The sequence below is a fragment of the Kribbella sp. NPDC043289 genome (genome assembly GCF_056436705.1).
Genome location: NZ_JBWKCB010000001.1, coordinates 1,637,318 through 1,649,545, shown reverse-complemented (window position 1 = coordinate 1,649,545; position 12,228 = coordinate 1,637,318). Strand labels below are relative to the sequence as shown.

Genomic DNA, 12,228 nt, shown 5'->3' with positions numbered 1-12,228 from the left:
AGCGCTTTCCGATCGTGTCGCGACGGAGAGTCTCCGCGATCTGACGGGGTGTGCCGTCACCTGGTGGTCACGTGGCGGTCACCTGGAGTCCGGGGGAGACGCATACGTTCCCGATGTTTTGACCGACCAGAAAGGCCCGTAATGATCAGGAAAAAGGCTTTTGTCGCCGCGCTCGCCGCGACCACGGTGATCGCTGCGGCGGGGATGGCCTCGGCCGCCGCCAGCGGAGCGTTCAGCACGGCCCAGGCCGGCGACGCGGCCGCGGACGCCGCCGCCCACCAGCCGCAGCGCGGCCCGAAGAACGTGATCTTCTTCCTCGGTGACGGGATGGGGACCCAGGAGATCACCGCCGCCCGGTACTACCAGGGTGTCCGGAACAAGCTGAACGTGGACCGGGCCCGCTACACCGGGTTCGACACCACGTGGTCGGTGAAGCCGGCCGCGAAGGCGCCGTACCTGCCGGACTACGACCCGGACTCGGCGTCGACCGGCTCGAGCTGGGCGACCGGCAAGAAGACGATCGACGAGCGGATCTCGCAGGGCCCGAGCAGCGCCGAGAACGTCCCGGGTACGAACTACCAGACCGTGCTCGAGCTGGCGCAGAAGCGCGGCCTGAAGGTCGGCGACGTCTCCACCGCGGAGATCACCGACGCGACCCCGGCGGTGCTCGCCTCGCACATGTCGCTGCGCGGCTGCCAGGGCCCGGCCGACATGGCCAACTGCGCGAAGGAGACCAAGGCGGCCGGCGGTCTCGGCTCGATCGCGGAGCAGGAGGTGGACCACAAGGTCGACGTACTGCTCGGTGGTGGCCGGGCGCGGTTCGAGCAGCAGATCACCGGCGGCCCGTACGCCGGCAAGACGGTGGTCGACCAGGCCAAGGCGAACGGCATCCAGTACGTCACCGACGCGGCCGGACTGAAGTCGGTCAAGGGTGACAAGCCGGTGCTCGGCCTGTTCAACAAGAGCAACATGTCGCTGGAGTGGAGCGGCCCGTCCGCGGCCCTCGGCAAGGGTGCTGCGCCGCAGTCCTGCCAGGAGAACCAGCGTCCGTCGACCGAGCCGAGCCTCGCCGACATGACCTCGAAGGCGATCGGCCTGCTGGAGAACAAGAAGGGCTTCTTCCTGCAGGTCGAGGGCGCCTCGATCGACAAGCAGGACCACGCCACCAACGCCTGCGGCCAGATCGGTGAGACGGTGAACTTCGACAAGGCGATCGGTGTCGCGTTCGACTACCAGAAGACGCACCCGGACACGCTGATCGTCGTCACCGCCGACCACTCGCACACCAGCCAGATCGTCGGCGAGGACGCCTCCGGCACCGGTCTGCCGACCGGCTACTCGACGAACCTGACCACGAAGGACGGTCAGACCCTGACGCTGACTTACGGCACCGCCGGCTTCGGAGGCGACGGCAAGGCTCCGGTCGCGGCCGGTCCGAGCCAGCAGCACACCGGCGCGGTCGTTCCGGTCTGGGCCAACGGCCCGGGAGCGGACGCCGTCCTCGGCACCAACGACCACACCCACCTGTTCGACGTCCTGCAGGGGAAGTAGTCGGCCGGCTACCTTGAGTGGCCCCCGGTTCACGCGAACCGGGGGCCACGCGCATTGTCGTGAAATCCGCCGGCGGCAGTGCCAAGATGTGCCCATGGAGTCGGTGATCTTCGAAAGCCGGGACCTGGGGCGGACCGAGGAATTCCTGAACCGGGCGTACACGAAAATGCAGATCGGCGGTACGCCGAAAGACGTCCGGGCGCGGATCTCGCGGGCGGCCGCCGAGTCGATCAGCATCGACCGGATCGAGATCGGTTTCGAGATGAGCTACGACGCGAATCCGCTCGGCAAGATCTGCCTGTGCGAGGTCCACTCCGGGAGCATCGGCGACCACGCGACCGACGGCTGGCGGGACGAGTTCCACCCAGGGGACCTCGCGTACTTCGCCCCGCCGGACAAGCCGTACGCCGGGACGGTGCGCAGGTCGGCGTACACGATCACGATGTTCGACGAGTCCCTGCTGACTCGGGTGGCCGGCGTCAACCGCCGGGACACCGCGCCGGTCCGGCTGGTCGCGCACCGGCCGCGCTCGCGGGAGGCGGCGCGGCACCTGTCCCGGACGATCGCCTATCTGGGCGACCACGTGCTGCCGAATCCCGCCGTCCAGTCGTCACCATTGCTGGTCGCGTCGGTCTCGCATTTGCTCGCCGCCAGTGTGCTGGAGGCATTTCCAAATACTGCGACGCCTGACCACAGAGCGGACAGCCGGGATGCCCGCCCGGCGACGATCAAGCGCGCTGTGGCATTCATCGAGTCGAATCTGGACAAAGCCATCGACGTCTCGGACATCGCAACCTTCGCCGGAGTCTCCGTGCGCGCCGTGCAGACTGCGTTCCAGCGACACCTCGGTACGTCGCCCCTCGCGTACCTGCGGCGCCTCCGGCTGGAACAGGTGCGGGCCGACCTGCTCGCTGCCGACCCGGCGGAGTGCACCGTCGCCGGCGTCGCGGCCCGCTGGGGCTTCCACCATCACGGGCGGATGTCCGCGGCGTACCACGACGTCTACGGCGAGCTGCCGAGTGCGACGCTGGATCGTTAGGGCAGCTTCCGGGTGTCGATGAGCTGCTGGGCGACGTCCCGCAGCTTCGTGTTGGTGTCCTGCGAGTACCGCTTCAGGATCGCGAACGCGCGGTCGGCGTCGACGTCGAAGCGCTCCATCAGGATGCCCATCGCCTGACCGACGAGCTTCCGCGCGTCGACCGCCTGCGCCAGCGTCGCCTCGTGCTTCGCGGACGCGAGTGCGACCGAAGCGTGCCGGGCGAGGATGTGCGCCACCGCCTCGTCGTCGGCCGTGAACGCGTCCGGGAGCGGACTGTAGAGCCCGAGCACGCCGACCGTCCGGTACTGCTCCTGACCGGTCACCAGCGGTACGTCGAGGACGCTCCGCACGCCCAGTGCGGCGACTTTGGAGGCCCAGAGCGGCCAGCGGTCGTCGGTGCCGGTGTCGCGGATCAGGACCGGCGATCCGAGACGCAGGGACGTGACGAGCGGACCGTCCTGGCTGCTGAGCTGCAGCTCGTACACCTCCGCGACCACCGGATCCGTCACGGCCGCGATCTCCGTCCGCGAGCCACGGCTGGAGAAGACGACACCGGCGTACGTGCAGTTCAGCGCCTGGAGTGCGAACTGGACGACCGCGTCCAGGGTCTCCTCGATCCCGGGTGCGTCGTGCAGCTCGACCGCGAGCCGCGCGAAGGCCGACGCATCGGTGTCGTTCACCGGGTCGATCAAGGTCATCTCTTTCTCCTGGCAGCCTGGCGGCGGAAGTGCCCGCCGTCGGGCCGCCGTGGTGCTAATCATGCGTCGACGGTGTGGGGCGCACGCGCGAATCCGGCCTATTGCCGCAGAATTGGCGTTCTGCGGACAGGCCGGTGTTCGTCCTACGGATAAGTTGGAGAGGTGCAGGTGCCGAAGCGCTGGTCATGGGTGGCCGTGGGAGTGCTCCTGGTCGGCGGCTGGGCAGCCTGCTCGGACGAGTCCGAGACCACCAAGCCGGCCGCGGTGCCGAAGACCTCACCACCACCTGTGGCGAAGCCATCACCCACCAAGACGAGCGCGAAGCCCTGGTACGACGACTACGACCCGGCACACTTCGCGCCGCAGGTACGCCGCTACGCCAAGGCGGCCGGGATCAACCCGCAGCTGCTGATGGCGATCCTGTACAACGAGGACTACAAGCCGCACGACCCGAAGTTCGAGCGGCAGTGGGCCGAGGTCGACTCGGACCCGGCGTTCGGGATCGCGAACATGCACGAGGCGGCGTTCGACGAGACGAAACGCGGCCGGGACTTCGCCAAGCGCAGGTGGGACGAGCTGCCGGACAACCCCGCGCTGGCGATCGAGGCCGCGGCCTGGCACCTGCACGACCTGGCGAAGCGCATCCCGAGCAAGCGCGCCGACCTCTACACGAAGGACGAATTGCTTGCCCTCGGCTACAACGCCGGTGGCGGGAACATGCGGATCTTCGCCCGCGGCCGGAAGGCCGGTCCGCAGGCGTCGTCGTACCTCGACCGCCTGCACCGCAACTGGGCGAAGTCCGGCGAGGCGATCAAGAGCTGACAGGAGACACCGTGGAATTCAGGGCACCCGCGCTGGCCGTGGCCGACTGGCGGCGGCAGGTGTTCGCGCTCTACCGGTCCGTCCGGGACGAGTCCGATCCGGCCGTCGCCCACGAGCTGTGGCGAGCGGGCCGCGACGACCTGCTGACCAACCACCCCGCATCACCGGTCCCACCCGAGGACCGCTCGGCGTACGCCGGTGCGCGGGTCGCGCCGTACCGGCCGGAGCTGCGGTTCGACGCGGAGATCGACGCCGACGTCGAGCCGTTCGAGTGGGAGTTCGTGTCGGCCACCGACGGGGTGATCCCGTTCTCGCGGGTCGGCGTACTGCACCTGCCCGCGGTGGGGGACCTCGACGTGTGGTGGCTCGAGTCGTACGGCGGTGGGCTGTTCGTCCCGGTGAAGGACGCGCTGGCCGGCAAGTCGACGTACGGCGGTGGTCGCTATCTGATCGATACGGTCAAGGGTGCCGACCTCGGTGGCGACCTGCGCGCAGGTCACCTCGTCGTCGACCTGAACTTCACCTACAACGCATCGTGCGCGTACAGCCCGGACTGGACCTGCCCGCTCGCACCGGCAACCAACACCGTCGGTGTCGAGTTGCCGGTGGGCGAGCTGTCAGGCTGAGGGCTCCAGCGCCTGGGTGAGCAGGGCGATCAGCGCCTCGAGCTGGAAGTCGGCCGAGGAGCCGACCTCTTCGTCGGAGCCGTCGAGGGCCATCGCGGCCAGGCCGGCCTTGGCGTCGATCAGGTCGGCGATCCGCGTGTCGATGGTCTGCGCGGCGATGATCCGCCACGCGGTGACCGGCTCGTCCTGACCGATCCGGTGCACCCGGTCGATCGCCTGGGTCTGCTCGGCGTTCGTCCAGGACAGCTCGGCGAGCACGACGTTCGACGCGACCTGGAGGTTCAGGCCGACGCCCGCGGTGAGCAGCGAGCAGACCGCGATCGACACGTCGGGATCCTTGACGAAGGCATCGATGTTCTTCTGCCGGGTCCTCGCGGTCTGGTCGCCGCGGATCGACGAGTACTGGATGCCGCGCTCGGCGAACAGTTCCTCGGCGGTGTCCATCACCTCGATGTGCCGGGCGAAGAACACCACCTTGCCGACGTTCTGCGCGAGCTGCGCCGCGTAGTCCGCGGCCAGTCCGGCCTTCGCCTGACCGATCCGGCGGAACAGACTGAACACGTTGTCGCCGGTCTTCTTGGCGGCCATCTCGGCCCGCTCCCAGCTCGCCACCTGACGAACCAGGTCGTGGTCGACACCCTCGACCGTGACGCCGGAGCGGCGGGTCTCCAGAGCGGTCTGGTAGCGCGCCACCAGCCGATCGGCGAGCTCGCGCTCGGCGGCCCGGATCGAGCGGCCGACGGCGCCGTCCAGCTCGACCGGCAGGTCGGCGATCCGGCGGGCCGGGATGTCCGCGGCGACGTCCACCTTGCGGCGGCGGACGATGCCCATGTCGATCACGCTGGCCCGCGCGGCGGCCGCGAAGCCCGGGTCGGCCGGGGTCAGTTCGGTCGCGTCGAGCTTCTCCATCAGCTCGGACCGCGGCGACTTCTCGTCGACCCAGCCGAGGAACTCCCAGATCGCGGTGAAGTCCTCGATCGAGTTGATCAGCGGCGTACCGGTGAGGGCCATCAGCAGCGGCCGGGCGGTCCGGGTCCGGAGCCGGTTGGCCAGCTCGAGCACGTTGCGGGACCGCTGCGACTTCTTGTTCTTGATGAAGTGCGCCTCGTCCACCACCATGCCGCGGAAGCCGAGGTCGCCGAGCCAGCCGACGTGCCGGTCGAGCACCTCGTAGTTCACCACGACGATGTCCGCGAACCCGTCGATCGAGTCCCCGTCACCGTGGATCACAGTCGGCGTACGGCGGGGCGTCCAGAGGCCGGCCTCGCGGGCCCAGTTCGTCTTCACGACGTTCGGGACGACGGCGAGCAGCGGGTAGGCCTCGGCGGCCTGCGCGGCGAGCAGCGCCTGGGCGGTCTTGCCGAGGCCGGGCTCATCGGCGAGCAGGAACGTCCGGTGACCGTCGGCGGCGGCCGCGACCAGGCCGGCCTGGTGCGGCATCAACTCCAGGCCGCGGAGGCGGAGCGCGTCGATCCCACCGGTCAGCCGGAGCGAGGTCGGGTCGGGCAGGCTCATGCTCGCCGAGGCGGCCGCCTGCTCGAAGGAGCGCAACAGCGGGCCGATCAGCTCCCAGCCCGCCAGCCGCCCGGGGCGGGCCGGCCGGGACGGCGGGGCCGAGAAGTCCGGGGCGAGGAACGGGTTCGCGAGCTGCCGTGAGACCACCGCCTGCGGCACCACCCGGCGAGTCTGCGTGTCCTGGGGAGCGACCGGTTGCACCGGCTCCGGCTCCTCGGGGGCCTCCAGGCCGGCGTCCTCGAGCATCTGCCGCTTGAGCGCGGCAGCCGCTTCGGAGATCACCGCGTCCTCGGCCAGCAGACCGAGCAGCGACGGCTCGAGCGCGGCGGTCTTGGCCAGGATCGTGGCGATCCCGTCCAGCCTCCGAAGCTGCTCGGTGCGGTACGCCTCGGTGGCGGACTCGGCCGCGTTCACCCGGGCCCGCTCCTCGCGGACCAGCAGGGCGACGATCTGGAACTTCGTCCGGGTCGACGGCTTGGTCGCGCCCCGGGTAACCGCGGACTCGACCTCGCGCACGGCCTGTGCGAGGACCTGGATCAGACCGTCTGACTCACCGTCGCGGACGCGCCGCTTGCGACGGGGTGCGGAACGGGTAGCGCCGGGCTGGCGCTGACCTCGTCGGGCCAACATTTCCTCCTGTGTCGTGCCACGGCCGAGCCATGGCGGAATGCCAGACCGCACGAGAACCGACCCGCCGGCGAAACGCCGCGCGGAGCCGTCCAGAGGGTCCCCCAGGAACACGGCTCAGAATGCACCGCTCCTGTGTGCGCGATCGAGAAGCAACTCTACCCGCACTAGCCTGAATGTTGCAGACCGGGATCGGGTACCAGGGTCGGCGCACCGGAAAGCTCCCCACATCGCGAGGGGTCGACAGTGGAGCAGATCGACGGAAAACCGCTGGGTGACGACGAGTTGCAGGCCCTCGACGCGTACTGGCGGGCCGCCAATTACCTGTCCGTCGGGCAGATCTATCTGCTCGCCAATCCACTGCTCCGGGAGCCGCTGCGACCGGAGCACGTCAAGCCGCGACTGCTCGGGCACTGGGGTACGACGCCGGGGCTGAACCTCATCTACGCGCACCTCAACCGGGTGATCCGGCAGCGTGACCGCGACGTGCTGTTCGTGACCGGGCCCGGGCACGGCGGGCCGGCCTTGGTGGCGAACACCTGGCTCGAGGGCAGCTGGACGGCGGCGTACCCGAACACGACACAGGACGAGCTGGGGATGGGGCGGCTGTTCAAACAGTTCTCGTTCCCGGGCGGCGTACCGAGTCACGTCGCGGCAGACGTGCCGGGGTCGATCAACGAGGGTGGCGAGCTCGGGTACTCGCTGAGTCACGCGTACGGCGCCGCCGCGGACAACCCGGACCTCGTGGTGGCCTGTGTGGTGGGCGACGGCGAGGCAGAGACGGGACCGCTCGCGGCGTCCTGGCACTCGAACAAGTTCTTGAACCCGGCGCGCGACGGCGCCGTCCTGCCGATCCTGCACCTGAACGGGTACAAGATCGCGAACCCGGCGGCACTCGCGCGGATCGGGGACGAGGAGCTGTCGGCGCTGATGCGCGGATACGGGTACGAGCCGCACCTGGTCGAAGGCTCGGACCCGGCGACGGTTCATCAGGCGATCGCGGCGACGCTGGACACCTGCTTCGACCGGATCGACGAGATCCAGCGCGAGGCCCGGTCGGCGGCGGGTACGCCGGAGCGGCCGGCGTGGCCGATGATCGTGCTGCGCACCCCGAAGGGCTGGACCGGTCCGCACACCGTGGACGGCCAGCAGGTCGAGGACACCTGGCGGTCGCATCAGGTCCCGCTGTCCGGCGTGCGGACGAACCAGGACCATCTGCACCAACTGGAGTCCTGGCTCCGCAGCTACCGTCCGGAGGACCTGTTCGACGACGACGGGCGTCCGGTCGCCGGCCTGACGGAGTTGGTCCCCGATCCGGCACGTCGGATGGGAGCGAGTCCGCACGCGAACGGCGGGGTGCTGAGCCGGGATCTCGAGTTGCCCGCGGTCGAGGAGTACGCCGTACCGGTGGCTGTGCCGGGGGCGGACGACGGGGAGCCGACGAAGGTGTTCGGGGCGTTCCTGCGGGACGCGTTCCGGCGGAACCCGGACAATCTGCGGCTCTTCGGCCCGGACGAGACCGAGTCGAACCGGCTCGGGGCGGTGTACGAGGAGACGGGCAAGCGGTGGCTGGCCGAGCGGCGGGACGGCGACAACCACCTCGCGGCCGACGGCCGGGTGCTGGAGATCCTCAGCGAGCACACCTGTCAGGGGTGGCTGGAGGGTTATCTGCTGACCGGGCGACACGGGCTGTTCTCGTCGTACGAGGCGTTCGTGCACATCGTCGACTCGATGGTGAACCAGCACGCGAAGTGGCTGAAGACGATCAACCGGCTCGAGTGGCGGCGTCCGGTGCCGTCGCTGAACTACCTGCTCACGTCGCATGTGTGGCGTCAGGACCACAACGGGTTCTCGCATCAGGATCCCGGGTTCATCGACCACGTGGTGAACAAGAAGGCGGAGGTCGTCCGCGTCTATCTGCCGCCGGACACGAACACGCTGCTGTCCACGATGGACCACTGCCTGCGGACCCGGAACTACATCAATGTCGTTGTCGCCGGCAAGCAACCGCAGCCGAACTGGCTGAGCTGGGACGAGGCCGCGCTGCACTGTGCGCGGGGCGTCGGCGTCTGGGACTTCGCCAGCAACGACGAGGGCGAACCCGATGTGGTGATGGCGTGCGCGGGCGACGTGCCGACGCTGGAGACGCTCGCGGCGGTCGACCTGCTTCGCGAGCAGTTGCCGGAGCTGCGGATCCGGGTCGTGAACGTTGTCGACCTGATGCGGTTGCAGGACCCGACCGACCATCCGCACGGGTTGCCGGACGCGGAGTACGACGCGCTGTTCACCACGGACAAGCCGGTGATCTTCGCGTACCACGGTTACCCGTGGCTGATCCATCGCCTCACCTACCGCCGGCACGGGCACGCCAACCTGCACGTCCGCGGCTACATCGAGGAAGGTACGACGACCACGCCGTTCGACATGACCGTCCGCAACAACCTCGATCGCTACCACCTCGCGATGGACGTGATCGACCGGGTGCCGTCCCTCGGCTCGCGCGCGGTGACGACTCGGCAGTACCTCGCCGACCAGCGCACCCGTCATCACACGTACGTGACGCGGTACGGCGAGGACCTCCCAGAGGTCCGCGAGTGGCGCTGGGCTACTCGAGAAGCGCGGCCGCACCTCGGAGGTCTGTGACGAACCGCTCGAGGTCGCGACGGAACTCCTGAGACCGTACGACGGCCGATGGGTGCACCGTCGCGACGGCCGCGCGCCCGTCCGCGAGCTCGACGCGTTCACCGCGGTGCTGCGTGACCCGGAAGCTCGTACCCAGCAATGCCCGCGCGGCGACCGCGCCCATCACCACCACGACGTCCGGCTTCACGATCTCCAGTTCGCGATGCAACCAGGGGGAGCAGGCAACGATCTGCCCGGCGGCCGGGGTCTTGTGGATCCGCCGCTTCCCGTCCCGCTCGAACCGGAAGTGCTTCACGGCGTTGGTCAGATAGACCTCCGACCGCTCGATCCCCGCCTCCACGAGCGCCTTGTCCAGCAGGTGCCCGGCCGGCCCCACGAAGACGTGCCCTTCCTTGTCCTCGTGATCCCCAGGCGTCTCGCCGACGAGCATCATCCGCGCCCGCACCGGCCCTTCACCCGGCACCGCCTGCTCGGCGTCCTCCCACAGGTCGCACCCGCGACAATCCCCGATGACGGCGCGGACCTTCCGCATCCCACCGTCCCGCGGTACCCACTCCTCAGCCCCGGCGTACTTGTTCATCACCCACCCGTTTCGGAGTGCGCCGCATGCACCGGCTTCGACTGCGCCGACCGTCGCTGCCGCAGGTAGACCGACCCACCGATGATCGCCGCCACCGCTAGGAACTCACTCTGCCAGTTCTGCAGCGACTCGTACCAGAACTGCGAAGTCCCGAGGTACTGCCAGGTCGTCACCGCACCGCCCCCGTGCAACTCCTGGTCCTGGCTGTACGCCGCCGCGCCGGTGGCCGCGTGCAACCAGATGGACAGCAGGAACGCGAGCCCGAAGGCGATCGCCAGCGAGTTCTCGTACAGCTTCAGGACTACTGCGGAACCACGTCGTACCGGCCAGGGTGCGTCGCGGTCGGCGCGGTGGTCGCGGGGATCCGCGTCTTGCGGTGCCGGCTCGTCGAGGGGGCGCGACTCGGCGGAGCCTTTCTGCACGAGGTACGCCGTGAGCAGGACGTACATGAACATCTGCAGGAACTCGGACTCCCAGTTCTCGAAGACCGCTTCGCCGAACGACGACGAGCCCAGGTACTGCGTCAGGCTCTCCGCGGCCCGGCCGTGAGAGGTGAGCTCGGCGTTCTGCTGGGCGTGACCCACGAACATGAGCCCGATCAGGAACCCCAGGAACAAGACGAGGTTCGCGAGCAGCAGCCCCCGGAGTCTCAGCCATCGCATACCGGTCCGGTACCCGCCCGGGGCTAATTCATGACGTGGGTGGGATCAGTGCCTGGCGGATGATGACCAAGGCGAAGAGGACGAGGGTGAGGGCGTGGACGACGGTGCACCACAGGCAGATGGCGTCGATCTGGAAGAGCTCGGCCCAGATCAGGTAGCAGACGAAGACGACGCCGGCGAGGACGCCGGCCAGGCGTAGGCGGCCCGGCCAGGGGGACGAGGTGCGCCACATCGGGGGGAGCGACAGCGCGGTCATGCCGACGAAGAACGCGAGCCCGAGGAGCGCGACCGGGATGCCGAACAGCTTGGAGTACTGGCTGCTGGTGACCTTGGCGCAGTTGACCACGCCGGTATCCGGGCACGCGAGCGTCGTACCCGCGGTGAAGTGCTCATACGTCAGGTACGCCGCGACCGCGACGCCGGCCAGTGACACCAGCAGGGTCGCCCACGGGATGACTCCCAGACCGGTGGACGAGGTCTGGGAGGACCGTTGTGCCGTGTCGCTCACGTCAGCTCTTCCCGGTGCCGAGCTTCGAGGCCGCGGCGGTGATGGCCTCGGTCGAGCAGACCTTGGCGGGCTGGTTGTTCGTCATCTTGCAGATCGCGGCGGTGTAGACGTTCGCGGAGGCGATCACGGCCTTCGCGATCGGGCTCGACGGGTCCTTGAGCGCGTTCGCGATCTCGGTCTGCGACTTCCCGGCCAGGACCTGCGGACTGTACGTCGCCCCGGAGGACACGTACTTCCCGCCGAGATCCACGAACGGGATCGACCCGTCACTCGAGACGTACGGCGGCTTGTTGTACGTGTCGAACGTCTTCTGGTCCTCGGCCGTCGGTGTGTCGAGCGGCTTGTACCCGTTCCCGACCTGCTCGTTGGTCGTCGTCTCGACACCCGTGAACGCGACGTACTGACTCGTGTACGTCGCTCCGTGGAACGACAGCGTCGCCGTGTTCGGGAAGACGTCGCTCCCGGACGAGTGCGTCGTCCCGAGGTTGCTGAAGGTGCCGAACCGGGACAGCGCGACCGAGACCGGCCAGCGCTCGGCGGCGCAGTACGGGCAGAACTCGGCGCCGATGTAGAGCACCTTCGGCTTGCCGTCGGCGGTCAGCGGCGGCGCGGTGATCGCGGACGGCGTGGCCTGGACGCCCTCGGTGCCGACCGCGGCGAACGTCGAGTCCGGGATCGAGGAGAGCGCGGTGACGAGACCGGCGTCGGCGGAACCGGACGCGCCGGTCGCGGTCTTCTTCCCGCCGCCGGCCAGCCGGATCGTGATCAGCCCGCCGACGATCACCACCACCAGCACGACGGCGCCGACCGCGAGCAGGAGGCGTCGTCGGCGCTCCGCCTGCTGCTGAGCCGCCAGCTGCGCCGCGATGCGCTCACGGGCCGCAGCCTTCTGTTCGACGCGCCGTGCCATGACTCTCCTCCACTCGCCCCCAGGTCCCTCAAGGACAACTATGCATC

11 protein-coding genes are annotated in these 12,228 nt (G+C 69.2%); 5 read left to right on the top strand and 6 right to left on the bottom strand.

Going from position 1 to position 12,228, the window contains the following annotated elements; all coding sequences use genetic code 11:
• Window positions 1-141 precede the first annotated feature (141 nt).
• Both AC0662_RS07790 and AC0662_RS07785 read left to right on the top strand, forming a co-directional pair.
• Window positions 142-1,551: an alkaline phosphatase gene (locus AC0662_RS07790; RefSeq protein WP_452196518.1), complete on the top strand. Its 1,410-nt coding sequence runs from the start codon at window positions 142-144 to the stop codon at window positions 1,549-1,551.
• A 94-nt stretch (window positions 1,552-1,645) separates the two neighbouring features.
• Window positions 1,646-2,590: an AraC family transcriptional regulator gene (locus tag AC0662_RS07785; protein ID WP_478299239.1), complete on the top strand. Its 945-nt coding sequence runs from the start codon at window positions 1,646-1,648 to the stop codon at window positions 2,588-2,590.
• On the opposite strand, the gene AC0662_RS07780 is transcribed toward AC0662_RS07785, so the two are convergent.
• Window positions 2,587-3,288, bottom strand: coding sequence for a GAF and ANTAR domain-containing protein (locus AC0662_RS07780; protein WP_478299237.1), 702 nt, complete (start codon window positions 3,286-3,288; stop codon window positions 2,587-2,589). The two genes, AC0662_RS07785 and AC0662_RS07780, sit on opposite strands and share 4 nt — an antisense overlap.
• 162 nt (window positions 3,289-3,450) lie before the next feature.
• On the opposite strand from AC0662_RS07780, the gene AC0662_RS07775 reads away from it, so the two are divergent.
• Window positions 3,451-4,110 carry a transglycosylase SLT domain-containing protein gene (locus AC0662_RS07775; RefSeq protein ID WP_478299235.1) on the top strand — a complete coding sequence of 220 codons (660 nt, stop codon included), beginning with the start codon at window positions 3,451-3,453 and terminating at the stop codon, window positions 4,108-4,110.
• 11 nt (window positions 4,111-4,121) lie between these two features.
• Entirely contained in the window at window positions 4,122-4,736 is a 615-nt protein-coding gene (locus tag AC0662_RS07770; protein ID WP_452196514.1) for a DUF1684 domain-containing protein, read from the top strand.
• Here the strand turns inward: AC0662_RS07770 and AC0662_RS07765 are convergent.
• On the bottom strand, window positions 4,728-6,881 hold the full coding sequence (locus tag AC0662_RS07765) for a DEAD/DEAH box helicase (RefSeq protein WP_478299233.1): 2,154 nt from the start codon (window positions 6,879-6,881) through the stop codon (window positions 4,728-4,730). The two genes, AC0662_RS07770 and AC0662_RS07765, sit on opposite strands and share 9 nt — an antisense overlap.
• Window positions 6,882-7,124: 243 nt before the next feature.
• Between AC0662_RS07765 and AC0662_RS07760 the strand changes: the two genes are divergently transcribed.
• Window positions 7,125-9,521 (top strand): phosphoketolase family protein, encoded by a 2,397-nt coding sequence (locus tag AC0662_RS07760; protein WP_452196512.1) that lies wholly within the window; start codon window positions 7,125-7,127, stop codon window positions 9,519-9,521.
• Here the strand turns inward: AC0662_RS07760 and AC0662_RS07755 are convergent.
• From AC0662_RS07755 to AC0662_RS07740, 4 genes are read right to left on the bottom strand one after another with little or no spacing between them, the layout of a single operon-like run.
• A complete protein-coding gene (locus tag AC0662_RS07755; protein WP_452196511.1) occupies window positions 9,484-10,101 on the bottom strand; it encodes a UdgX family uracil-DNA binding protein in 618 nt (205 codons plus the stop codon). The genes AC0662_RS07760 and AC0662_RS07755 overlap by 38 nt on opposite strands.
• Window positions 10,101-10,763, bottom strand: coding sequence for a DUF6766 family protein (locus AC0662_RS07750; RefSeq protein ID WP_452196510.1), 663 nt, complete (start codon window positions 10,761-10,763; stop codon window positions 10,101-10,103). Before AC0662_RS07750 ends, AC0662_RS07755 begins: the two co-directional genes overlap by 1 nt.
• Window positions 10,764-10,791: 28 nt before the next feature.
• Entirely contained in the window at window positions 10,792-11,271 is a 480-nt protein-coding gene (locus AC0662_RS07745; RefSeq protein ID WP_452196509.1) for a vitamin K epoxide reductase family protein, read from the bottom strand.
• A 1-nt stretch (window position 11,272) separates the two neighbouring features.
• Window positions 11,273-12,181 (bottom strand): DUF929 family protein, encoded by a 909-nt coding sequence (locus tag AC0662_RS07740; protein WP_452196508.1) that lies wholly within the window; start codon window positions 12,179-12,181, stop codon window positions 11,273-11,275.
• Between the last annotated feature and the right edge of the window lie 47 nt (window positions 12,182-12,228).